General features: G+C 49.3%; 20 protein-coding genes. 16 read left to right on the forward strand and 4 right to left on the reverse strand.

Annotated features, from left to right (window positions below):
* Positions 1-2: 2 nt before the first annotated feature.
* The 5 genes from wecB to I2H74_RS05165 are packed head-to-tail and all read left to right on the forward strand — an operon-like array spanning position 3 to position 4,607.
* Positions 3-1,091, forward strand: coding sequence for a non-hydrolyzing UDP-N-acetylglucosamine 2-epimerase (gene wecB, locus I2H74_RS05145; RefSeq protein WP_195572175.1), 1,089 nt, complete (start codon positions 3-5; stop codon positions 1,089-1,091).
* Complete coding sequence (locus tag I2H74_RS05150) at positions 1,084-2,067, forward strand: polysaccharide biosynthesis protein (RefSeq protein WP_195572176.1); 984 nt, start codon at positions 1,084-1,086, stop codon at positions 2,065-2,067. Before wecB ends, I2H74_RS05150 begins: the two co-directional genes overlap by 8 nt.
* Positions 2,067-2,897, forward strand: coding sequence for a dTDP-4-dehydrorhamnose reductase family protein (locus tag I2H74_RS05155; RefSeq protein WP_195572177.1), 831 nt, complete (start codon positions 2,067-2,069; stop codon positions 2,895-2,897). Before I2H74_RS05150 ends, I2H74_RS05155 begins: the two co-directional genes overlap by 1 nt.
* Positions 2,879-3,883, forward strand: a complete 1,005-nt coding sequence (locus I2H74_RS05160) for an NAD-dependent epimerase/dehydratase family protein (RefSeq protein WP_195572178.1) — start codon at positions 2,879-2,881, stop codon at positions 3,881-3,883. Before I2H74_RS05155 ends, I2H74_RS05160 begins: the two co-directional genes overlap by 19 nt.
* Positions 3,884-3,887: 4 nt before the next feature.
* The gene (locus I2H74_RS05165) at positions 3,888-4,607 is read left to right on the forward strand and encodes a glycosyltransferase (RefSeq protein ID WP_195573357.1); all 720 of its coding nucleotides are present in this window, start codon (positions 3,888-3,890) and stop codon (positions 4,605-4,607) included.
* Positions 4,608-4,919: 312 nt separating this feature from the next.
* Here the strand turns inward: I2H74_RS05165 and I2H74_RS05170 are convergent, their stop codons facing one another.
* The gene (locus I2H74_RS05170) at positions 4,920-5,093 is read right to left on the reverse strand and encodes a hypothetical protein (protein WP_195572179.1); all 174 of its coding nucleotides are present in this window, start codon (positions 5,091-5,093) and stop codon (positions 4,920-4,922) included.
* An 85-nt stretch (positions 5,094-5,178) separates the two neighbouring features.
* Positions 5,179-6,384: a glycosyltransferase family 4 protein gene (locus I2H74_RS05175; protein WP_195572180.1), complete on the reverse strand. Its 1,206-nt coding sequence runs from the start codon at positions 6,382-6,384 to the stop codon at positions 5,179-5,181.
* Between the two features lie 187 nt (positions 6,385-6,571).
* On the opposite strand from I2H74_RS05175, the gene I2H74_RS05180 reads away from it, so the two are divergent.
* Positions 6,572-6,934, forward strand: coding sequence for a hypothetical protein (locus tag I2H74_RS05180; RefSeq protein ID WP_195572181.1), 363 nt, complete (start codon positions 6,572-6,574; stop codon positions 6,932-6,934).
* 53 nt (positions 6,935-6,987) lie between these two features.
* Positions 6,988-7,926: an NAD-dependent epimerase/dehydratase family protein gene (locus I2H74_RS05185; protein ID WP_195573359.1), complete on the forward strand. Its 939-nt coding sequence runs from the start codon at positions 6,988-6,990 to the stop codon at positions 7,924-7,926.
* Between the two features lie 140 nt (positions 7,927-8,066).
* On the opposite strand, the gene I2H74_RS05190 is transcribed toward I2H74_RS05185, so the two are convergent.
* Entirely contained in the window at positions 8,067-9,137 is a 1,071-nt protein-coding gene (locus tag I2H74_RS05190) for a glycosyltransferase family 4 protein (protein ID WP_195572182.1), read from the reverse strand.
* A 238-nt stretch (positions 9,138-9,375) separates the two neighbouring features.
* On the opposite strand from I2H74_RS05190, the gene I2H74_RS24495 reads away from it, so the two are divergent.
* The 9 genes from I2H74_RS24495 (at position 9,376) to I2H74_RS05230 (ending at position 24,145) form a co-directional block, all read left to right on the forward strand.
* On the forward strand, positions 9,376-10,218 hold the full coding sequence (locus tag I2H74_RS24495) for a hypothetical protein (protein ID WP_229106415.1): 843 nt from the start codon (positions 9,376-9,378) through the stop codon (positions 10,216-10,218).
* Positions 10,178-12,607: a M60 family metallopeptidase gene (locus tag I2H74_RS05195; protein ID WP_229106416.1), complete on the forward strand. Its 2,430-nt coding sequence runs from the start codon at positions 10,178-10,180 to the stop codon at positions 12,605-12,607. The genes I2H74_RS24495 and I2H74_RS05195 overlap by 41 nt, the downstream gene beginning before the upstream one ends.
* 336 nt (positions 12,608-12,943) lie before the next feature.
* Complete coding sequence (locus I2H74_RS05200; protein WP_195573361.1) at positions 12,944-14,521, forward strand: extracellular solute-binding protein; 1,578 nt, start codon at positions 12,944-12,946, stop codon at positions 14,519-14,521.
* 90 nt (positions 14,522-14,611) lie between these two features.
* The gene (locus tag I2H74_RS05205; protein WP_420707424.1) at positions 14,612-15,556 is read left to right on the forward strand and encodes an ABC transporter permease; all 945 of its coding nucleotides are present in this window, start codon (positions 14,612-14,614) and stop codon (positions 15,554-15,556) included.
* A 16-nt stretch (positions 15,557-15,572) separates the two neighbouring features.
* Complete coding sequence (locus I2H74_RS05210) at positions 15,573-16,448, forward strand: carbohydrate ABC transporter permease (protein WP_195572184.1); 876 nt, start codon at positions 15,573-15,575, stop codon at positions 16,446-16,448.
* Positions 16,449-16,629: 181 nt separating this feature from the next.
* Positions 16,630-19,026: a helix-turn-helix domain-containing protein gene (locus I2H74_RS05215; RefSeq protein WP_229106417.1), complete on the forward strand. Its 2,397-nt coding sequence runs from the start codon at positions 16,630-16,632 to the stop codon at positions 19,024-19,026.
* Entirely contained in the window at positions 19,023-20,216 is a 1,194-nt protein-coding gene (locus tag I2H74_RS05220; protein ID WP_195572185.1) for a glycoside hydrolase family 88 protein, read from the forward strand. Before I2H74_RS05215 ends, I2H74_RS05220 begins: the two co-directional genes overlap by 4 nt.
* A gap of 130 nt (positions 20,217-20,346) precedes the next feature.
* A complete protein-coding gene (locus I2H74_RS05225) occupies positions 20,347-21,615 on the forward strand; it encodes a Gfo/Idh/MocA family protein (RefSeq protein ID WP_195572186.1) in 1,269 nt (422 codons plus the stop codon).
* Between the two features lie 43 nt (positions 21,616-21,658).
* Positions 21,659-24,145: a M60 family metallopeptidase gene (locus tag I2H74_RS05230; protein WP_195572187.1), complete on the forward strand. Its 2,487-nt coding sequence runs from the start codon at positions 21,659-21,661 to the stop codon at positions 24,143-24,145.
* Positions 24,146-24,307: 162 nt separating this feature from the next.
* Here the strand turns inward: I2H74_RS05230 and I2H74_RS05235 are convergent, their stop codons facing one another.
* Positions 24,308-25,303: a ketoacyl-ACP synthase III gene (locus I2H74_RS05235; protein WP_195572188.1), complete on the reverse strand. Its 996-nt coding sequence runs from the start codon at positions 25,301-25,303 to the stop codon at positions 24,308-24,310.
* Between the last annotated feature and the right edge of the window lie 52 nt (positions 25,304-25,355).

The following is a 25,355-nucleotide window of genomic DNA, read 5'->3' on the forward strand; positions in this document are numbered from 1 at the left end:
AGATGAAGATCATGACCATCATAGGGACACGACCGGAAATTATCCGATTGAGCCTTATTATGAAGCTTTTGGACCAATGGGCGGAGCGGCACATTATTGTGCATACGGGGCAGAACTTTACCCCGACGCTTCGAGATGTTTTTTTTCAGGAACTAGGCCTTCGTGAACCCGATTATATGTTGTATCTGAAGGAACGCTCGCTTGGTGGACAGCTTGGAATGATGTTTAGCCGAATCGAGCAAATATGCTTAGAAGAGAAGCCGGATAAAGTGCTTCTGCTCGGTGATACGAATAGTGCATTATGTGCGGTGCTGATTGAGCGGATGGGCATTCCTGTCATTCACATGGAAGCAGGCAATCGTTGCTTTGACCTGCGGGTTCCAGAGGAGAAGAATCGGCAGGTGATTGATGCCATTTCGTCAATCAATATGCCATATACCAAGAACAGCAAGCAGAATTTAGAGCGTGAAGGCGTGCCTAGTCATCGGATTGTGCTAACAGGCAATCCGATCTATGAAGTGATGCAGCACTTTAGGCCAAAGATTGAACAAAGCTCGGTACTAGAGCGTTTAAACCTGCAGCAAAAGCAATATTTTATCGTTACTGCCCATCGAGCGGAGAACGTTGATGATCCGAAGCACCTTAAGCAGATTCTAGAAGGCTTGAATCGTATCGCGGAGCGATTCAAGATGCGCCTCATCTGCAGCATTCATCCAAGAACTCGGGAGAAGATTGAACAGCTGCAGATAAGCCTGCATCCGCTGGTGGAATGCTATGAGCCCTTCGGATTCTTTGATTTCGTGCATTTGGAGCAGCACGCCTATGGAGCCATTACCGACAGCGGCACGGTACAGGAGGAATGCTGCATCCTGCGCGTGCCGACCGTGACCATTCGGGAGTCCACGGAGCGCCCGGAGACGGTGGATTGCGGCAGCAACGTGGTGTCAGGGCTGGATCCCGCTCATATCGTGTCTGCTGCTGTTATCATGACACAATCGCCAAGGGAATGGTCCTGTCCAGAAGGCTATGAAGCAGCGCATGTGTCATATATCGTCGTGAAATATTTGCTTGGAGGGAAAAAGGATGTTTAATAACAAGCGCATTCTCGTAACGGGCGGTACGGGATCTTGGGGGCATGAGCTAGTGCGCCAGCTGCTTCCGCAGAATCCGCTTGAGATCATTGTTTATTCGCGCAATGAATCCAGTCAAGTTGCGATGAGCCGCGAGTTCGAGAACGCGCGGCTGACGTTCAGTATCGGAGATATAAGGGATAAGGGCGCTTTGGAACTTGCATGCCGAGATGTCGATTATGTGTTTCATCTTGCGGCGCTCAAGCATGTGCCAGTATGTGAAGAGCAGCCCTATGAAGCGCTGAAGACCAATGTGATAGGGACTCAGAACGTCATCGAGGCGGCAATGGAGAATAAAGTGGAAAAGGTTATTTATATTTCAACCGATAAGGCGGCCAATCCATCCAACTTCTATGGCATGACGAAGGCGATCGGCGAGAAGCTGATCGTATATGCCAACCTGCTTCGCAGCAATACGCGATTTGTCTGTGTTCGCGGAGGCAATGTACTTGGGACAAACGGAAGCGTCGTTCATCTTTTTAAGGATCAGATCAAGCAGAAGCAGGAGGTTGGCATCACGAGCAAAGAGATGACGAGGTTCTTCCTCACGCTTCAGGATGCCATAAAGCTGCTGTTCAAGGCAACGGAAGTGAGTGTTGGCGGGGAGATCTTTGTCATGACAATGCCGACCTGCCGCATTGTGGACTTGGCAGAGGTGTTGATTGAAGCCTCAGGAGAGACCTCTGTTTCATTGGTTGAAAAAGGAATTCGTCCTGGGGAAAAGATTCATGAGATTCTCATGAGTGATTATGAGAGTCTGACCACCGTCGTCTATGACGAGCAGTATTTGGTCATTCTGCCGACGCTTGATATTCCAGGGCTAAAGGATGTATACGGACACTATCCGAAGGTGACCTTCCCAAGCTTCAGCTCCGAGCACCATCTCATGAGCAAGGATGAGATTCGCCTGCTGCTGGCAGAGGGAGGATTTATATAATGAAGCTGCTCATTCTAGGAGGCAGCGGCATGGCGGGCCATATGCTGGTCCGCTACTTTCGCCGTCATCGCGAGCATGCGGTGTTTTATACAAGCCGAGATGCAGGCGATGATCATGCCATTATGCTGGATGCACGAGACACCGAGCAGTTGGACCGCGTCATTGAAGTGATTCGACCGCAAGTGATCATTAATGCGATGGGCATTTTGAATGAAGCAGCCGAGAAGGATCCAGTTGAGGCTTTTCAAGTGAACAGCCTGCTGCCGCATCGATTGAAGCTTCGTGCCAATCTTATCGATGCCAAAGTCATTCATATTAGCACAGACTGCGTATTTCTGGGCGATAAAGGCAGTTACCGCGAAGAGGACCCTCCAGACGGTCAATCGATGTACGCGATTACGAAGTCACTTGGCGAGCTGAAGGACCATCCGGTTCATCTGACGATCCGAACCTCCATCATTGGTCCTGAGATTCGTTCAAACGGAATTGGACTTCTAGAATGGTTCCAACAGCAGACGGGCCAGATTCCGGGATACAAGCAGGTGTGGTGGAATGGCGTAACGACGCTAGAGCTGGCTAAAGCAATTCATTACTATATGGATCGATCTGTACCTGGTCTTATTCATTTGACGGCGCCTTCCAAGCTGTCAAAGCATGAGCTCCTTGTACTGCTGGCGGAGGTGCTAGGAAGAGAGGATGTTACAATCGTTCCACAAGAGAAGCCTATCTTGGATCGAACGCTTTGGAATACGCGAGCAGACGCCGATTATCCCATGCCGGATTACCCGGTGATGCTAAGAGAGATGGCGGAATGGATGGGACGCTTATGAGCGGGCTTCATGGAGCGAAGCTGCTCATTACGGGCGGATCAGGCTTCACGGGCCGCCAAGCCAGTGCTCATTTTGTTTCCAAGGGCATGAAGGTGCTTGCCATGACCAGGGAGCCGAAGCATTGGGAGCGTGAAGATCTTCCTGGGACGCCGATCTATGGAGATTTGAACGATGGCGTGCAGATTCGCAAAGCCATTAAGGAAGTTCAACCTGACTATGTCCTTCATCTAGCGGGGCAAAATGCCGTTCAAACATCATGGAAGGAGCCTCTTCAGACGGTACAGGTGAACATGATTGGTACGCTGCATGTGCTGGATGCGCTGCGGGAGTGTCCGCGTTCACGGTGCGTCGTGGTGACTTCAAAGCTGAAGAGCAGCTTGTTCGAGATGTTTTCACCAGCACATCCATATGCCTTCAGCAAAGGCCTGCAGGAGCTTGCAGCTGTTGCATGGAGTGAGATGTTCGATCTGGATGTCATTCTTGCAGAGCCGTCCAATCTTATTGGTCCGGGGCCCTCCATAGGAATATGCTCGCTTCTCGCTCAGCATGCCGTGCAGGAGGAGCTAGGTAAAGCGGTGTCTCCGTTCCTCCTGCATGCCAGTCAATCGACCCGCGATTATGTGGATGTGCGGGATGCGGTTTTGGCCTATGAAATGCTGCTGCAGCACGGGGAGAGAGGGAACGCATACGAGATTGCGAGCGGTACAAGACGAACGCTTCAAGATGTTGTTCAAGCCTTTGATAGTCAATTAAAAAGTCGCTTGTCCGTATCCTGGCAGCTCCCACTCCCCATGTCAGAGCCGATTGCAGTTACGAGCAAGGGAATAGTGAGAGGGTCAAGTCCAGCACAAGCGAACTCCGCTTCAAGGACGGCGGCTGGAGGCCGCTCGCCGTTATCGGCTGCCGATCTTGGATTTCAAACAAGTATTCCGTTTGAACTGTCCATCCGTGATATTCTGGATTATTACCGTGAGCAAAGGAGGTGAGGTCATAGAGCCTTTAGTTACGATTATCATCCCTTTTTACAACGATCCTTATATTGCTGAAGCCATTGAAAGTGCATTAGGGCAAACCTATCGAAACATTGAAATTATCGTGGTCGATGACGGATCCAGTCAGCATGCAGATCGCATTTATCCTTATCGTCCTCGTATTCATTATCTCGGCAAGGCGAATGGGGGAACGGCCTCGGCCTTGAATCATGGTATTCAGTATGCCTCGGGCAAGTATATCGCATGGCTTAGCTCAGATGATAAGTTCTATCCTACCAAGGTCAGTGAGCAGGTGGCTTATATGCAGCAGCAGCAGGCCCTGATTAGCTTCACCAATTTTGATTATATGAATCACGCGGGCCACGTCACACAATCACACGCCGCACAACAGTTTTTGAATGTGTTTGAGTTTTATAACGCCTTTTTTACCTATAACCCCATTAACGGTTGTACAGTCATGCTTAGACAGGATTTAGTGAAGCGAATTGGATTGTTCAATGAAAAGCTTCCTTACACGCATGATCTTGATTTATGGTTTCGAACCATTTTGTCGGGGACGGATTTTCATTATATTCCTTTGTCGTTAACGGCTTACAGATGGCATGAGGGCATGGGAACCCTTCGCCATCGGCCCGCAGTCGAGCACGAGATGCGCTCGGTAGTCGAGTATTATCACAGCAGGCTCGCCCAATTTATCGGGCAGCTGATTCAACGATAAGGATCTGTCATTCAAGATTGGTCTAATAAGGTTGAAGAAAGATGCAAGTATCATTCTTTATCTGGGTAGATGAGGCTGGCTTTACTTCGATGTCGCCCGGTACAATCGGGAGAAAGTTGTTACAACCATCGCGTAAAGCTTGCCTTTTCTTATTTTCGGTTAGGGGATCTCTCTCAATGGTTGATTGTGAGATTCTACTATCCATGAAAGGTGAGACAAGCTGTCTTCACATGGTGAGAAGCAAAAGAGCAACAGAGACAGCCTGTGATCCAGTCCGACTAAGAGAGCGTTCACAGGCATTCTTCACAAGGATTATGAAATTGGAATTTGCACGACAATCGGTGCTAACACCTCTTCGTCCGGAATCGTGTACCAGTCCGGCAGCCGTTTAATCAGGTCATTCCAGATGGTGGATTCGACGTGGACGTCCTCTGTTGATGGAGGAGTTGTAAAAAGGTTGCTGTATAGTCGACCCGGAATTTTCATCAGATCTTCTCCTTTCCTCGAATAAGTGCGCTCCCTATTTGGAGGCAGCCTTGAGTTAACCCCTTATTTGCAGGAACTGATCAGCCTATACTCGTTTCCTCGTTAATTTATGGTACAACGAGAACAGCTCCCGGTGATACCGATCGAGAGACCACTGTGCGGCAGCCCTGCGTTTGGCTTCGTTTTGCAGCTTGGTTCGAAGGGCTTGATTCGAAAGCAGCTCATTGAGGTGATCACACCACGCCTGCGGCTCGTTTGCAGGAACCACCCATCCGGTTACTCCGTGCTCGACCATTTCAGGCAGTCCAGTCGCCGGAGACACCATTACCGCATTGCCAGCAATTTGGGCTTCAATAACGGACAGAGGCTGATTGTCCTGCAGGCTGGGTTGTACATAAATATCCGTTAATGCCAGTAATCTGGGGATATCCTGTCTAGGTCCATAAAAACGAACGGCATTCTTCAGCCCTAGTGTGGCTGCCAACGACATATAGCCTTCTCTCCTGTCTCCATCGCCGATAATCCAGCATTCCCAGTCCTGTCGATGCTGGTGCAAGGAATGAAGGGCATAGAGAAGGATTTCCACGCCTTTAAGATGGACGATTCGGCCGGCAAAGGTAATGATTTTCTTCCCAGGTGGACGAACAGCCTCATTTTGTATTCGCATTTTTGAGATAAAGGGTGGAATCGATATGCCATAGGGAGACACGGTAATGTGCCCTGCCTCAATGCCATGCTCTTGAACAAAGATCTGCTTCAGCCACTTCGAGGAGGTCGTAATATGGGTAGCGGACATGAGCCCCGCCGTCTCCATCCTTGCATAGTACTGGTACAGTAAATCCAAATGAATATCAGGTAGGCTTCGGGATTCGATCAAGAGTCGAATCTCCCCCTTAAGGGAGCCATGGGGGTTGACAAGGAGCGGGACATGAGGAGGCTTTACCCTCGCGACAGCCCGTCCGGCGATGGCATCATGAACGTGAATGAGATCGTAGTTGGCAAGCTTAAGCCTAGAGAGGACAAGCTCCATCATATAGCGGTCGATTTCCGTCGAGTATATGATCGGTGATTGGGCAAGACGGGTCGAGCCGAGGTGAGCTTCAAGCAATGGGCGGTAGTCCAATTTCATATATTTTTTTCGGCGATTGTAGAGATGAAAGTAAGCCTCGTGATTGCCAAATAGATCGACTTCATGCCCTTTTTCAGTCAAGGTTTGGGCGAGGCGCTGCATCAGCGGCCACACGCCTCCCAGATGTGGGATTTCCCAGTATGTGGCAAGCAGAATCTTCATGCTCCCCCTCCTTTATGCAGCAACGCTAAAGATAACATAGTATATGGTGCAGCACATAGAAGGGTACAGACGAATAGAGTGTTCATGGAAAAGGTAGGCTGTGATAGGCTGACGCCCTCGCCTAATGGGAGATGAGCGCATATGTTAGAAGCGAATCCATGCGGGTATTTTTCTAAGGAGGATACGAATGGGCGTCTACTACTCCGAAATATATGATAATCCTGTTGCAGGAGGAGAAACGATCCTCAAGGCAGCAGAGCTTCAGCTTACCAATCTATATGATCATAGCGCGAATGTCCTGATCCGGTTAATCTGCGATGGCAGTGTTACGGCAGAGCATCTGTATAAATTAAACCCGAAGGGCCAGTCCCAGTCGGTGGTGCGCATTCCTGAATTGCGTCTAGCTTCAGGTCCGTTTTGCTTTCAAGTCTTTACAACGATCACGGGCCATCATCCGATTGAGCTGACGGTTCGGCTGAAGGATGCGGAGCGGAATATTCGCTGTACATTGCAAACGGATGCCTTCAAGGAAGTAGATGTGATTGCTTAAGATTGTAAGTCGCGAAGTGTAATGGATGAACATGATGAGAAAGGGTGGGAGCGATGAGGGCAGTCGTAACGGGTGGGGCGGGATTTATCGGTTCTCATCTTGTCGAGCTGTTCATTGAGCAGGGACATGATGTGCATGTGATCGATAATTTGGTCTCTGGTAAAAAGGAGCAGCTTCATCCTGATGCCCATCTGTACGAGGCGGATATTACGGACCCGCAGGTTATCTCTCTAGCAGCAGGCATTAAGCCTGACGCCATCGTGCATCTCGCTGCGCAGGCAGATGTATCCCGTTCGCTTGCGAATCCGGTCTACGATCTGCAAGTGAATACGATCGGCACCCTTCATATGCTAGAGGCCTGCCTGCTGGCGAAAACAGCGACGCTGCTGCTGGCCTCGTCATCTGCTGTATATGGGATGCCGCCGGCACTGCAGGCTTCGTCCAAGTGGAATATAACAGAGGAGACGTCGACAGAGCCGACCTCCTGCTATGGTTTATCCAAACTGATGGCAGAGCGCTATGTGGAGCTGTATGCGAAGCTGTACGGCATTCCGGGGCTTGTCCTGCGATTCGCCAATGTCTATGGCCCAAGGCAGCTGCCTAAGGGAGACGGTGGCGTGATCGCGATGTATGCAAAGCGGATCTGTGAAGGTCAATCCATTCGCATCCACGGAGATGGGGGACAGACAAGAGATTTTATCTATGTTAAAGATGTAGCCGAAGCCTCCCTTCTTGCCTTAGTGTCTAATCTGACGGGGACGTATCACGTCTGTACAGGCGACGCTATCTCCATATTAGCGCTCACGGATCGGCTTGAGCATCTACTAGGCCAATCGATCAAGCGGGAATATGCGCCATCAAGAAATGGCGACATTCGGCACAGCCGTTTATCCCCGCTGAAGCTTGTCGATGCGCTGGGATGGACGGCTAGCACCTCTTTTGACGAGGGATTGAGACAGACACTGCAATCATGGGGATTATCAACGATTTAAGCGTGTAATCCTGCGGCGCCAGGTCATAATTGAAAGGACGACCGTTTTCGGCTCAAAAAAACGGATTCAGCAACGATCGTCCTCCGAATTTGGTTCATGATGCAGGAGGCGGATGATTAGGAAACATGGCATCGATAGCGTTAGTAGAGGTTCACATCACGTAGCATGCTCTTGAAGGATGTGCAGTATTGGGCCGCTGAAAAATGCTTCTTGATATGCTTTACCGCCTTGTTGCGAATAGACGAGCGAAGATCATGCTCATGCATCAATTCGATTCCCTCGTTAACAGCCTGCTGAATATTGCCCTGCGGATAGAATTTGCCTGTTACATTATGTGTAATGAACACCCGCACGCCTTCCGAATCCGTACTGATTACAGGGCAGCGGCAGCACATGGCCTCAGCAACCGCATAGCCAAACCCCTCCATGATGGAGGTGGAGAGGAGAAAGCCGCGAGAGTCTCCGACGACGGATAGAAATTCGCTCATCTTCGCATGCGGCACGTTGCTTCTTAGCCTTAGGCATGAAGTTAATCCTAGATGATAGATCATCTCATAGAATTGCACACGATCCTGTTCGACATAGATATGGGCATCATGGAACATCCAAAGCTCAATCGGCGGTCTGATTCGGTGGATAAAGTAACCGATTTCCAAGAAATGCTTCCAATTCTTGTTCGGTTCCAGTCTGCCGATCCAAGCAATGATCGGCACAGGATGGACAAGCCCTGATTGATAATGAAAGTGCTCAATATCCACGACATTATGGAAGGCATATTGGGGAGAAGAAGGGCAGTAGCGCCGAAACAATTCGATGAGGTGCGGAGTAGAAGGCAATAAAATGCCTTGAGTATGCGCGCTGATCGAGGAAGCGGCCTGCTGAATATAACGTTCAGCGTTTTCTCTTGAACCAAGCCCCTGGGCTTCAAACATAATCGGGCCCTGGTAGCCTAATTCTCGCAAGCGCTCAAGCATGGTGTAATCCGAGGATACAATAACGGCAGCATACTGATGAGTATGAAGCAATTGCATGATATCCTCGTCATAGTTGGTCACGTAGGTGGGCGTACTGGACACATTCTGTAGTCCAGCGCCCTGCTGCGTGTAGAGCACATGGCCCTGAATCCCCACTCGCCTAAGCGCATTGCAGCGCTGGCGATTCAAGGTCTCCATGCCGCCGCTAGGCACATAGAAGGTAAACAAGATATTCATGCTGATTCTCCTTCACAAGAGGGAGGCGATGCTCCCGCATGTTTATGCTGCTATTAGCATATGTGGACGGACTTCACCTGGTGTGGGTCGAGAGCTTCACCTTTTTCATGGTCTATTAACCGGATCATAGAAAACATAAAAACGATAGCTCAATCTTAAATATTGTGGGTAGTCAATCCTCAGAGGCTTGAGGTATGTTCATCTCGTAAACCAATCTATTCGGCAAAGGAGATGGATGATGTTGAGAAAAAAGAATACAGGCAGGCGCATTCGGTACGGGGTATGCATCCTCACGATGTCTGCTCTGCTCGTTCAACCCGTGTCTTGGGCAGCTGCGGCAGACAGCGTGTCGGCTGGTACCGAGATCGCGGCAAAGCTTGCTGCCAAGGACTCGGTTAGAGCCGCTACCCAGCATGATCTAGACGTCATTTATCAGGATCTTGCAGGGTATCCTTCCGTATCAGCCACCTACAATGGAGGTGTAGCCGCGATAGGGGATCAAGCCTTCGTGCTCGCCACCAATCCCGATACGACCCCGATCCTGGCAGCGGCTCATTACGGAGCCGGACGAGTCATCCTTGCAGGAGACGATTCTTACTTCAAATTCACCTCTGATATTACCGATGACCGCAAGACGGTAGCCCGCAATATCCTCTTATGGCTGACTGAGCAAGCAGAGCCGATTACCTACAGAGAGGCGCTTGATGGCGCCGGAACCCTTCCCATGCTTGCAGCAACAAGCAAAAATTTCACCGTAGATTCTCCATTCCCCATTCAAGTTGTAAAAGGCGATTCTTTTCACTCCTTAGAGCTTAATCCTGCCAAATATCCAGTTGCTTATGTGGATGCGACGATGAAGCAGGATGAGATTGACGCCCTTGCAAGCTATGTTCAGCAAGGCGGCAGCGTCGTTGTCGCAATGAAGGGCTGGGTGATGGAGCAGTATCCGAACGTATTCCTCGGCAGTGCTTATCAAGGCCGCACCGCTAAGCTCAGTGAGGATTATCCGCTTCAGCGCCTGCTGAATGGGACTTGGGCTCATGAACAACACGGCCACGACGAAGAACGAGACGTTCCCTAAGCTGAGCGTCCAAGCGTCGAATGCTTACCATGCTGCTGCGCTTGTGGATCAGGCGAAGCTTGTGGAGGCAGGTCAGCTTGATCCGAGTACGCTGCAAATTGGGCCAGCGGGTGCGGATGCGAAGAAGAAGCTGCAAGTTCTTGCGGCCGTTACAGGCGGCACATTCGGCAGCCTAACTGATGAAAGTCCTATGTATGCTCAGATCAAGGAGGATGCAGAGGAGCTTGGCACCCATCTGACCTTCCCGCTGGACCGCTCCTTAGCGCCTTATTCCAGCGCGCTGCTTGCTTATAATTTGAGCTTGGTTGGCAGCAATCTGGATGCACCTAAATCCCCTTATGCCGATAACTTCCCTGGTCCTGTACCTTTGGATGCTCCAAGAGTAGAGACCACAACCATCACCGTCGACTTTGACTATTCCACCTTTGATTATTTGCGACAAGGCACCGTGCCTAAGAATTGGATCAGCACAGGGCTCTATGCACCGGCAGGAGAATATATGACGATTCATGTTCCAGAAGGAACCACAGGGCTTGATGTTCAGATCGGTGCTCACACTGATAATTTGACGAGTCAAAATATATGGAAGCGGATTCCGGTCGTAACGCAGCGCAAGACCCTTGTTCCTGGAGACAATGTTATTCGAAGTCCATATGGCGGGCTTCTGTATCTCATCCCGACAAAGCCGCAGGCTGGAGTATCCAAAAATATTACGATTAAGGGCGGAGTAAAAGCGCCTTACTATGTGCTCGGCCAAACGACGAATGAAGAATGGAGAGACACAATCAGCAAGCATTCAGCACCATGGGCTGAGCTGCAAGGCCGAAGAGTCATTCTTACCCTGCCTTCCGAATATGTGCGCAGCTTGGCTGATCCGAAGGCCTTGCTCGAGAAATGGGATCAGATTGTCGACTATACCGATGAAGTGGCGGGCTTATCGCCTGACGCGGCATTGCCGCACCGCAGCACCGATCTTCCATTCCGCTATGTGGCCGATCGGCAAATAAGCGCTGGCTTCATGCATGCAGGCTATCCGATCATGTTCCAGATCGATCCATCAGCTGCCCATGCAGTGGACATTGAACGAGTTACGCGCAATGGCTGGGGCTTCTGGCACGAGACGGGCCATGAATATCAGCAGGGTGCATGGAACTGGGATGTGACGGGCGAAGTTACCGTGAACATTTACTCGCTGTATGTTCAGCAGAAGTTCGGCAACCCAAGCAATCTGCTTACACGCAACGCCCAAGGCAAAGACTTCTATGACCGCGCCTTTGAATACATGGCGACTAGTGACCCGAACACGACGGTCTACGGCAAGTCAGGTCAGGATCTATTCGTCAATCTGGTCATGTTCCGTCAGCTCTCCTTAGCGTATGGCTGGGATTTCTATGTTGATCTGCACCGAGCTTATCGCGAGCTTCCAGCAGCTGAGCTGCCGCAGAACAATCAGGCCGAGATCGATACCTTTGTTGTGATGGCATCGAAGACGGCAGGTGAGGATCTAACGGAATTTTTTGATAAATGGTTTTTGAAATACACACCGAGCACCGTAAAAGCTCAAATTGCGGCCTTGAATCTGCCGAAGCCAGCACAGCCTATATGGCAGCTGCGTGAATCGGATGGAATCGAAGCCCCTGTCATTGTGCTTGATTCAGATTCAGAACAAGAGTGGAGCCGTGCTGAGGTGACAGTAACAATCACGAATCCTACGCCAGTGGAAGAGGGAAGCGGGCTAAGAAACCAATATAAGCTAGGTGAAACTGGAACTTGGACGGAATATAAAGAGCCTGTCGCCATTACAGCAGAGGGCGAAACGAAAGTATTTGCCCGGGTCCGACAGCTCTCTGGCGTAACGAGCGATGAGGTGCAGGCGACGGTTAAGATTGATCGGACCGCACCGAACATTGAAGCAACCGTTGCAGAAAGCGTCTATGGAGATACGCCTATTGCGATCCCTGTTCAGGTGACGGACATGTTAAGCGGCGTGAAGTCTGCACGGGTATCATTGGATGGGTCTCCCCTTGCCGCGCCGTACACCATTGTCCCAAACGATTTAGCAAAAGGGACTCACGAGCTGAAGATCACAGCAGAGGACCATGCTGGGAATGTCAGTGAGAAGATTGTTCGTTTCCACGTAGTAAAGGCAGCATCCGTTCAGGACTTATATGATGCCGTCGAGCATGCAAAAGCCGAAGGCTGGATTACGAACCAAGGCATCCTTCAAGCGCTGAAGAGTCACATTAAAGGAATCGAGAAGGGCAATCCGAATGATCCTGCTGCCTACCAATCGCTTGAACATTTTATTCGTGCCCAGACCGGCAAGCATATCGATGAGCAAGCCGCAGCTGAATTTACTAGAATCATCGCTGAATTAAAGCAATCCTAGCAGCTATACGATGAGCCATTCTTCGATAAAGAAGGATGGCTTCTTTCTTGATTAAGCGCAATTAACAAGGATTCTTTCGGTGCTTTTCTTCAAAATCATCAGTCTATTTTAAAAAAAGTCAGTCTCGAATCTTAAAATAAGATGGTGTTTTCAGCGAGCCGAGAGTGTTCAATAAAAGGAAGTTTCAGGTATTGTAAAGAAGGTAAGGCAAACGCGGATTGACCGCCTGCACTTACAACCTTTACTTACTTTTACATGGGATATGAAGAATGAACTTATTCTAAGGGGGCATGTGAATTGAAGCGGGTTCATCCATTAAGACGCGCAAGCATCATCATGATGGCAGTCATTCTATCGATAACAATGGCAGCTTGCAGCAACACGGGATCAAGCGAGCAAAGTGCAACTAGCGGCCAAGACGGGCAAGCGCCTGAGAAGCTTACGAACTTAACCTATTGGGTACAGATGGTCAGCCAAGTCTCCGCAACATTAAAAAGCTATAACGAGATTGAAGCCTACAAGGAATTGGAACAGGTTACAGGTGTAAAAGTAGACTTCCAGCATCCTCCTGAAGGGCAGCAGGCAAAGGAGCAGTTCAATCTAATGCTCACTTCGGATAAGCTCCCAGACGTCATTGAATATTCGTGGACGGGGTATCCAGGCGGACCGGAAAAAGCGATTAAGGATGGCAAGATCATACGCTTGAACGAGCTCATCGAGGAGCACGCGCCTAACTTTAAGAAGGTCCTGGACGAGCATCCTGAATGGAAGAAAGAAATTATGACGGATGAAGGCAGCATCTATGCGTTTCCATTTATCCGTTCTCATGACCGTCTCAAGGTGTTCCTTGGACCAACGATTCGCCAGGATTGGCTGGATAAGCTGAATCTCGAAATGCCAACAACCATTGATGAATGGTATAACGTGCTCAAGGCGTTTAAAGCGAACGATATGAACGGCAATGGCAAAGCCGATGAGATACCGATCTATGTCACTAAAGGCGATGTGGATACATCGACAGCCTTTTTAGGAGCCTTTGGCATTAATGCCGGCTTCTATCAAGAGGATGGCAAGGTGAAGTACGGGCCAACCGATCCGAGATTTAAAGAATTCCTCACGCTCATGAACAAATGGTATCAGGAAGGCTTGTTGGATCGCGACTTTGCCACGACTGATGATAAGCTTCTTGAAGCCAAGATTACCGGCTCGCAGATTGGCTCTGCGGTGTTGTACACCGGAAGCGGCATCGGCAAATACAATACGCTCATGAAGGAAAAGGACCCGAATTTCCATTTAGTAGCGGCTCCGTATCCTGTGATGAATAAAGGCGACAAGCAGATTTGGGGTTACAAGGACTTTGCATATACGGGCATAGGCGCTGCTATTACAACAAGCAACAAGAACCCGATTGAGACGGTAAAATGGCTTGATTACGCGTATTCGGAAGCAGGAACGCTCCTGTTCAACTTCGGTAAAGAAGGCGTCAGCTATACGATGGAGGATGGCAAGCCGGTATTTAAGCCAGAGGTGCTGAACAATCCATCCGGCCTGCCTGTCATTCAATCGATGTCCCAGCATAACCGCGCCACGTTCAGCGGACCGTTCATGCTGGATATACGCTTTGACGAGCAGTATACAACCTCGCAGGATCAGCTCGCATCCAAAGAGATCTGGGCAGAGCCTACATTGGATCTGAAGCTGCCGCGCACAACGCCGAACAGTCAAGAAAGCAGCCGTTATGCCTCGATCATGAACGATATCAATACGTTCAAGGATGAGATGTATCTGAAGTTTATTATGGGGCAGGAGCCGCTTGATAACTTCGATAAATACGTCAAGACGATTGAGAGCATGGGGCTGCAAGAAGCGATTGAGATTCAGCAGAACGCGCTTGAGCGCTACAACAAGCGATAATGCAAGGAATACGAGAAGCGGGAGAGTCTCTCTCGCTTCTTCCATACAACAAGGAAAGTGGGGAAACGTATGGCAGCTTCACCACAGACGATGCCTGATATTCACGCCAAGCAGCGCCGCAAGATTGAGAAGAGGACACTGATCAAGAAGGATCTAAAGCGCAATAAATATATTTATTTGCTTGCGCTGCCGATCATCGCCTATTATGCGATCTTCCATTATGGTCCGATGTATGGGCTGTTGATGGCCTTTAAAGATTTCAGTATCGCAGACGGCATCTGGGGCAGCAAGTGGATCGGGTTCGATCACTTCGAGAACTTTTTCAACAGTTATTACTTTGGACGGCTGCTTCGCAACACGATTCTCATTAATATTTATGAGCTGATATTCGCGTTCCCAGCGCCAATTATACTTGCCCTGCTCCTCAATGAAATTCGAGGGCGCATCTTCAAACGCGCAGTTCAGACGATCTCTTACCTGCCTCATTTTATCTCGATCGTTGTCGTTGTGGGGATGATGTTCGACTTCTTGGCACGGGACGGTCTTATCAATCAGCTCTTAGGTTGGTTTGGGATCGAGAGCATTCCGTTTATGTCCGAGCCGGGCTGGTTCAGGATGTTGTTCGTTGGTTCTGGCATCTGGCAGGGTCTAGGCTGGGGCTCCATTATATATCTGGCAGCGATCGCTACCATTGATCCGACACTTTATGAGGCGGCCAAGATTGACGGAGCGGGACGATTCAAGCAGGTCTTGCACATTACGATTCCTGGCATCATGCCGACGATTGTCATCATGTTCATTTTGAATATGGGCTCCATGATGAGTGTCGGCAGCGAGAAGGTGCTGCTGATGTACAGCCCGCTTACGTATGAGACAGCAGATGTCATCTCGACCTTCGTCTATCGAAGAGGCGTATTGGATTCGGATTATGGGTTTACGACTGCGGTAGGCTTGTTCAACTCTGTAGTCAGCTTTATTCTGCTCGTGGCCTCCAATACGATCAGCAAGCGAGTCAGCGAACACAAACTATGGTAGGAAAGGAGGCGCTCCGATGAGAATATCCGTGGGTGAAAAAGTATTTGTAGGATTCAATACGGTATTTATGCTGCTTCTTTGTTTCGTAACGCTGTATCCGTTCATCTATGTCGGGTTCGCTTCCTTAAGTGATCCTGCCTCGCTTGCCGCGCATCGCGGCTTGCTGCTGCTGCCGCTTGATATGAACTTTAGTGCTTATAAAGCGGTATTTGACAACCCGATGATCACGACCGGGTATCGCAATACGCTCATTTATGTGGTTTGTGGTACGGCAATCAACCTGCTCTTAACGTCAATTGGAGCTTACGTATTATCACGACGCAATCTTTATTTTAAAAATATATTGATGCTCTTGATCGTCATTACAATGTTCTTTGGCGGCGGTCTGATCCCTACGTACCTGTTGATCAACAAATTAGGAATGCTCAATACGGTGTGGGCACTGCTTATTCCTGGCGCAATCAGCACCTTCAATATGATTATCATGCGAACGGGCTTCCAATCGGTCCCGATTAGCTTGGAAGAATCAGCACGCATCGATGGGGCGAATGATCTTGTTATTCTATTCCGCATTATTATTCCGTTATCCATGCCGGTTATTGCCGTTATGATTCTGTGGTATGCCGTTGGGCATTGGAATTCTTACTTTAGCGCACTCATTTACTTGAGAGATCGGGAGCTGTTCCCTTTGCAGCTCGTGCTTCGTGAGATCTTGATCACGAACTCGACGGACAGCATGATGACCGACGCTGGTGCAGGGGACCGCATCGCTATCGCAGAGACGATTAAGTACGCCACCATTATTGTTTCTACTTTACCGATCCTTGTCTTGTATCCGTTCCTGCAAAAATATTTTGTCAAAGGTGTGCTAATTGGGGCAATTAAAGAATAGGGTTTGGACGAAGTCGAAATAGGAAGGAAAGCTTGTAATGGGTTGCTTGCCTATAGTTCTTTGGGAGGAATCGTGTGCAAAAAGGATGATTTTGGGTAAAATTTGAGGAGAAGAGGAAGGGAATTCAGTTTTCATCACGAAGGATACATGATTCATTCCAATTTCATCAAAATGGGGGATCATGATGAAATCCATAATGAGTCTTCTTCCGAAATTTCGCAAGCGCAGCCTAAGCCGCGTGCTGTCTGCGATGATCGTCTCCAATCTTATTCTACTCCTCATTCCCGTCACGATGGGGCTGTTCCTTTACACCAAGGTGCAGGATGTGCTGGAGGGCAATGCAAAGCGATCGAACTCTGCCATGCTTGAGCAGCTGCGGCTTTCTGTGGACAACAAGCTGAAAGAGATGGATATTCTGGCGAAGCAAATTGCCTTTAATCCGAAGCTTGCAACGCTGCTCAGCTCAAGCGGGACGACAGACGAGGAATCCTATCGACAGGTCGAGTTCGTGAGGGATTACTTGAATCGCTATCAAAGCTTCGCAAGCGGATTTATGAAGGATTTTTATATTCATTTGCAGGCTGGCGATCTGATCCTGAAGCCAGGCATGCGAACGGATGCGAGGACCTTCTATGAAAAGTATTACAGCTATGAGACGATGGACTATGAGACTTGGCATACCAATGTGCTTGAGGGATATCACAGCTTGGCCTTTCTGCCGTCAGCTACATTGTGGCAGGACCCCGTGAATCGTGCTAGCCCGACTAAGGTCATCACGTATTTGCAATCGCTTCCAATCTATGAAGTAACGGAAACGCGAGGATCCTTGGTCATCTTGATCAACGAGCAGGAAGTTCAAGAGATGTTCAAGCAGCTTGAGCTGGCCAATGACAGCACGATCTTTATCGTTGATCGTTACAATCAAATCATTGCGTCAACCGACCCTTCGGTTTCGCTTACTGAAGAGATGGCGAAGAAGCTGACGAGCGCTTCCGGCTTGTTTGATTATGAATGGGATGGTACCGATAGCATCATCTCCTATACGGCCTCGAAGCAGGCGGAGTGGCATTATGTATCCATCATGCCTAAGGATCTGTTCATGCAGCGGGTAGAAAGCATGAAGCATATCGCACTCTTGGTTCTAGTTATTGCGCTCGTGTGCGGCGGAGCTACGGCTTGCTGGATGGCCTACCGCCATTATAGTCCGGTAAAGAGAATGGTCGATGCCATCATTCAGAGCAAGCCAAACGATCATCGTAAGACAGGCAATGAATATGAGTTCATCACCGAGTCGATCGAGGGTACGCTGCTCGAGGAGAGGCACTTGAGAAATCGACTTTTGCAGCAAGCTCCGGTGATTCAGAGCAATTTCCTATCTCGTCTGATCAGAGGGTATGTTGATCTGGATCAGGAATCGCTTGATTCTCAAATGGATTTCATGAATATTCAATTTCTATCCGACTCCTTTGCGGTATTTATTGTTCAGGCTGAGGATATCGCGGGCTATGCCAAAGAGGCTACTGAAGCCAAATGGACGCATGTTCGCTTTATTATCTCGAACGTCGGCACGGACATTATCCAAGCCCGTCATCTTGGGTATGCCGTGGAACTGGAGCGCGACCGCATCGCTTTTCTCTGCAACTTCGATCCTGCGCTGGAAGAAGAGCATTCGAAAGATTTGCACGATATGCTCGAGCAGCTGCTTGCCATTATGCATGAGCGGTTCAAAATCTCGTTAACCATCGCAGCGAGCGATATTCATAGAGGGACTTCACAGATTGGGCATGCGTATCTGGAAGCGATGGCGGCCTTCGATTACCGCATGTTCCGCGGCCAGAATGCCATTATTCACTTCGGAGAGATACAGGATGCGACACCGCACTATTATTATCCGATCGAGTTCGAGGTGCAGCTTGTCAACCATGTGAAGAGCGGAGATGCCGACAATGTCGCCAAGCTTCTAGATAATATTTATGAAATGAACTTTAATACGGCAAAAATGACGCTTGAGCTCGGGCTCTGCCTATTTTTCAATATCATCAGCACCTTTCTTAAGATTACCAACACCACGAATAGCGATCTTGATGCGCTGCTAGGCCCGAACATTGATCCTATTAAAAATCTGTTCAACTGCAAGACCGTTGAAGATATGCACCGAGAGACCAAGCGGCTGTATGCGCTGCTTACGGCCTCCTTCCAAACCTCTCAGACCGATCACAGCAAACAGCTATTGCAAGACATTATGGATATGATTGATCTTCATAATCGAGATCAGAATCTAGGGCTAGTCATGATCGCAGATCATTTTGGCATGACGCCGCAATATGTATCGAGCTTCTTCAAGAAGGCGAGCAACCAGAATCTGACGGACTACATTACCCGTGCTCGGATTGAGCTGGCAAAGACATACATGGGAGAGTCCGACTATACGAATGCCCAGCTGGCACAGATGGTGGGGTACACCAACGATGTTGTGTTTATACGCGCCTTTAAGAAGCTCGAAGGCGTAACGCCTGGCAAGTATCGCATCAGTATCCAGCATTCCTCACGCGAACAGGATAAGGAGGCTAGAGTATGAATGCAAGTGTTGTACATGAAGCAGTAAGAGAGACGCATCGCTTTCAGTTGATGGATTCCATATGGTCGAAAGAGAAGTGTGAGCAGGCAATCAACTATGTGCTTCGTCAATTAGATCGAAGTCTTGATGTATTTACTGAACAATTCCCCGCGCCGGCAAGCGTGAATCAGATCTATCCGGCCATTGGAAATACGGAGTGGACCTCTTCCTTCTGGACAGGCATGCTATGGCTTGCCTACGAGGTGACACGAGACGAAAAGTATCGCAAAAAAGCAGAGCTTCAGCTCGAGAGCTATAAGGAGAGAGTGGAGAAGCGCATTGCAACAGAAACGCATGATCTTGGATTTCTCTACACCTTGTCCTGTGTAGCGGCATACAAGCTCACAGGGAATGTGGAAGCCAAGAATATCGCGCTGCAAGCGGCAGATCTGCTTATGGAGCGCTACTTTGAGAAGGCGGGCATTATTCAAGCTTGGGGCAATCTCAATAATCCAAATCAGCGTGGTCGCATGATCATTGATTGTGCCATGAATCTGCCGCTCCTGTATTGGGCTGCAGAGATGACAGGGGATTCACGCTATTATCAAGCAGCTGAACGCCATATTCAGCAAACGGCGGCTTATATCATTCGAGAGGATGCATCGACCTATCATACGTTCTATATGGATACAGAGTCTGGGCTGCCTCGATACGGGAAGACCTCTCAAGGCTACTCCGATGATTCCTGCTGGTCAAGAGGACAGGCATGGGCCATCTATGGGCTGCCGCTCAGCTATCGCTATACGGCGAATGGAGAGCTTCTAGGACTGGCAGAGAAGGTGTCTAATTATTACTTAAACCGATTGCCAGACGATTATGTGTGCTACTGGGATCTCATTTTTACTGATGGGGAGGAAGAACGCGACAGCTCAGCTGCAGCGATTGCGGCCTGCGGTCTGCTGGAGCTTGCGGGACATTTGCCGCTATCCAGCGAATCTCGCAGACGATATGAGAATGCAGCGATGCTCACGCTTGAATCTTTAGCGAATCAATATACGACAATTACCGTGCCTGAATCAAACGGCATTCTTCTTCATGGCGTGTATGGCAAACCTTTAGGGAATGGCATTGATGAGTGCTGCATTTGGGGCGATTATTATTATTTTGAAGCACTGGTGCGGGTCTATAAGAATTGGAAGCCATATTGGTAGAGCCGTTCGATCAACCGCATTCCCGAATCTATTATCTCGTAGAGATAGAAAGACTACCATTAGCAACTAATACAGAGAGATTCAGAATCCAAATTATAGCCATGTAGAATAAGAGGAAGGGGAACAAGCGATGAAGCCATTTACAGCTGTATTGATCGGAGCAGGAGCACGTGGGGCTGGAGGATATGCGCCGTATGCACTTGATTATCCTCACGAATTGAAGTTTGTTGCGGTGGCCGAGGCGAATCCTGAGCGGCTTGCTAAGTTTGCCGAGGCCCACGGCATTCCGAAGGAGCATCAGTACTCCTCTTGGGAGGAACTGCTGCGGCAGCCGCAGCTAGCCGATGTCGCCTTTATCTGTACGCAGGACCGCATGCATTATCATCCCACCGTGCAAGCGCTCGAGAAAAAGTACCATGTGCTGCTTGAGAAGCCGATGTCGCCAGACCCCAAAGAATGCGTAGAGATGGAGCTTGCGGCGAAACAGCATGACCGACAGCTGACCATCTGCCACGTGCTTCGCTATACCCCATTCTGGTCATCCCTAAAGAAATTGATCCAGGAAGGGCGAATCGGTCAAGTTGTGTCTATTCAGCTTAATGAAAATGTAGGCTATTGGCACATTGCCCACAGCTTTGTGCGCGGCAATTGGAACAATTCGGACCGCTCCAGCCCGATGATACTTGCAAAGTCCTGCCATGACATGGATGTGCTCTCCTGGCTGATGGATCAGCCCTGTGTGCGTGTAAGCTCTTATGGCTCCTTGATGCACTTTCACTCCGGCAATGCGCCTGAGGGAGCGACAGATTACTGCATTGACGGCTGTCCGGCTGAGGCAAGCTGTGCTTATTCCGCACCTCGCTTTTATTTTGGCGAGGGCAAGGGCTGGGCTAGACACTTCACAGAAGAGCTTACCAGAGAGAACATCGTGAAAGGCTTGAAGGAAACAGACTATGGACGCTGTGTGTATAAAAGCGACAACAATGTCGTTGATCATCAAGTGGTCAATATGGAGTTTGAAAATGGGGCCACTGCGATGTTCAGCATGAGCGGCTTTACGAGACATCAAGAACGCCGCATTCAGATCATGGGCACCCATGGCGAGCTGCGCGGCGAGGAAGGGCGTATTGTACTCATGGATTTCTTAACGCATGAGACGACAGAGATCAAGATTCCTCCGCAGACGACAGGTCATGGAGGCGGAGACAGCGGCATTGTGAGGAGCTTCTTGAAGGAAGTGAAGCAATACGGTACCAGCGAGAGCCTCACATCTGCGTCGGTGTCCGTTCGCAGCCATCTTATGGCCTTTGCCGCGGAAGAGTCTCGATTGAATAAAGGCAAGTCCATTGAGCTTCGTGATTATTATGAATCCTTAATGAACCAAGAGGTTCAAGTTTAAATCGAAGGCTCAATCTAAAATCGAGCATGGAGGGTGTTTGCTGATGAGCTGGAAAAAAGCAATGTGTACCTGTTTAAGTGTTACGATGATGCTATCCTTTATGGGCAGCATCGTGCTCGCAGAAGAAAGCCAGATCGAAGGGCAGCTTCCGATCCAGCAGACCGCAGCCGAAGAAGCACAGAACAGCTTGGACTCACCTGCACAGCAAGCAGCTCAACAACGACTTCAGCAGGACCTTAAGCAACTGTATCAAGATTTGGAAACGATCCCGATCTATTCGGGAACGGGCGGAGTAGGCATCCTGAGCGACACGGCATTTGCCATATCTGCTCCTGAGGGCATGGCGGGAATTGGAGCAGCGCGTTACGGGAAGGGACGCATGATCGTTGCTGGCAGCACGCAATACGTGAACCTTCAGGCTGGGGCAAGCGAGACTGATCGGACAATAGCCCGCAATGTACTCCAGTGGCTGACTGCGGAAGGGTACCATAATGCAGGTCAAGGCAACAGCCTTACAGGTCGGTATGAAGAGACGCTAGCCAGTCAAGGAAAGAAAAAGATTCAGATCATGACAACGGTTGATCTGAATCTTGATCCCACACTTCCGATTGAGGTTGTAAAAATCGAGAAGTGGGAGGATCAGAAGCTCAATCCGCAGAAAGTTGCGATTGCTTATGTGGATGCATGGGCATCAGAAGCAGACACAGCGGCCTTAGAGCGTTATATGGAGCGCGGGGGAAATATAATACTCGCTCAGAATGGACGCAGTCTTGAGAGCATTACCCGCTCCACACCGGTGGAGGAGCGGGCTCGGATTGGCAATTGGCGGGGAGCCCGTATTAGCGAGCATTTCCCGATCCAGCGCCTCTTGAATAAGGCCGGTCTTAGCCTTATGAACAGAGAGGTGCCTGCGCAGGCTGCACCGCCAAAGCTTAGTGCGGAAGCAGCTGCGAACAGCACGATCCGCTATTGGCTTAAGCAAGGCAAGGCATTAGAGGATGGAACGATCACGTTAAGCGAGCTGCCAATTGGGCTGCCGGGCGCAACCGATACAAAAAAGAAGCAGCTCCTTACCGATCTGTTGCTTGAAACCCTTGAAACCATCACACCCGAGAATTCTTTATATGCTTGGACGGAAGCGGAAGTTAAGCAATACGGTCAGGTTTCATTCCCGATCGTTCGCAATGAGCAGCCATATCGCAATGCACTGCTTAACTTTGCATTCAGCCATTTTACACTAGAGCCGAATCAGCAGCCCTCACCCTATGCTTCAGATTTCCCTGGAGCGGTTCTGAGCGCTGCGGAGAAGGTCATAAATCGCATGGTTGAAGTTAATCTCGACTTCCCCTATGATATGAACTACTCCTTGCGGCTGCCGAACAAGAATTGGGTAAGCACAGGGCTTTATGCTCCTCCAGGAGAGACGATTACGCTGCAAGTTCCGAAAGGGGCGGAGCATGTTTCCGTTCAGATCGGCTCCCATGATGATGATCTCAGAGGATCATCAACGTGGAACCGGGTGCCGCTGCTCGTGCATTTCAAGAAACTGTCCGAAGGAACCGTACAAGTCAGCAGTCCATATGGCGGAATGATTTATTTCATCCCAATGAAGCCCACCCCAGGGGAGAAGGTAAACATCTCCATCAGCGGCGCGGTTCAAGCCGCTTACTATGAGCTAGGAAAGACCACTCAAGCGGAATGGGACGTTATGAGGTCGAAGCCTTCGGCACCAATTGCGGAGCTCAAGAGCAACCGCATCGTGCTGAATGTGCCATCCTCCTTCATCAAGGACGTGGCGAATCCCGAAGAGCTGATGCAAACCTGGGATGAGATTGTTCATGATTCCGATCGATTATCTGGTCAATCGTTAAACGCTCCTCTTCCCCATACTGCTGATCTTTACCAACGCTATTATGTCGTGGATCGCCAGATTACTTCAGGCGCGCTTCACGCAGGTTATCCTATCATGGCGCCACTCGGCGCAGGGAAGGATCTTGTGAATGTGGAATACGTGAAGACGAAGGCATGGGGGTACTGGCATGAGCTTGGTCATGAATATCAGCAAAGCGCATGGACTTGGGGCGACGTCGGTGAAGTGACCGTTAACATTTTCTCATTATTTCTTCAGGAGAAGTTCGGCAATCCATCAGAGCTACTAAAAGAAAAGGACGGCAAGACCTACTACGAACGGGCAATGGAGTTCTTGAATAGCAATGATCCGAGCAAGCGCTATGGTCAGATTGACAATTACGATCGCCTTGTTCTCTTTAAGCAGCTTCAACTAGCTTATGGCTGGGAGCTGTATACAGACCTATTTACCACTTATCGTGAGATGCCAAAAACAGCATTGCCTAAAAATAATCAAGAGCAAATCGATTTGTTTGCCGTCACGGCTTCAAAGCTTGCACAAGAAGATCTCACGGAGTTCTTTACCAAGTGGGCAGTTGGCTTATCGGATGCGGGCAAGGCCAAGATAGAAGCCTTGCAGCTTCCTGATCCTAAGGTTCAGCCGTGGACACTAACCGAATAAGCGCTTCTTAGGTCCAGACGATTCGTTCGATTCAAGATGGTTGTGGGTTTAGATTCGAATGTTCCCAACTGGAATGATTGCAGAAAGCTCCCTTTCCCGTACTACATGATGTAGTGTGGCTGAAAAGGGAGCTTTTTATGATGATGTATAAAATGTATCAGCTTACAAGGTCCAGCGCATAAGAAGAGCTGCTTGAGACAAGCCTCCCCCGAAGCCGTACAACAGGGTCATATTTCCCTTATTAAGCGAACCTGCGCACAATCCATTTTCAATGGCAAGCGGGATGCTTGCGGCAGACGTATTGCCGAAATATTCCACACTCGTTAGAATGCGTTCCACGGGAATATTAGAACGCTCCGAAATGCTTTCGATCATGCGGAGGTTTGCGCTGTGCGGAACAAAGATGTCTATATCCTCAGGCTTATAATCCATAAAGGAGAGGATGCGATCAATGCCCTCAGGGATTTTGCGAAGCGCCCACTTCATCACTTCTCGTCCATTTTGATATAGAAGGGAATCCGACTTCAATGTAATATCTCCAATCACAGGGCTGACAGCAGCTCGGTATAAAGACCCGCCGATATCGCCTTCTGTTAAGGAATATGATGCAATAAAGGATGGTTCTGAATCGAATTTATTCTCCATTATAACGGCACCGGCTCCATCCCCAAATAAGATGCATGTGGAACGATCTGTGTAATCGACCGTCTTCGTCAGTACTTCTGTACCGATAATAAGCAGCTTGCGGTGCATGCCTGCATCAAGGAGCCCAATAGCAAGCTGCATGGCACTGACAAAGCCTGCGCAGGCATTGGATACATCGAGCGCCATACTGTTGTGAAGTTCAAGCTTCGCTTGCACTAAGGCCGCTGTATTTGGAAAGAAGGTATCGGGTGTCGTCGTTGCGACAAGGATCGCATCAATACCATCGAGAGATCCTGGGTAACGTGATTCCATGCTGCGTACCGCTTCTACGGCAAGATCACTGGCATATTGCCCGGCTGCTGCTTGTCTTCGCTCTTTCATTCCTGTACGCTGAACGATCCATTCATCGTTCGTATCCACAAGCTTTGACAGATCTTCATTGGTGATTCGCTGGTCAGGCACATACATGCCAAAAGCTGTGATATGGGCTTTCGTATGCAGCTTCGATAACATGAAACACGCTCCTTTTGGTTAGTATACAATTTCCCAAATCCCTTCCATTTTA

This window comes from Paenibacillus sp. 1001270B_150601_E10 (assembly GCF_015558675.1).
In the GTDB taxonomy this organism is placed as follows: domain Bacteria; phylum Bacillota; class Bacilli; order Paenibacillales; family Paenibacillaceae; genus Paenibacillus_B.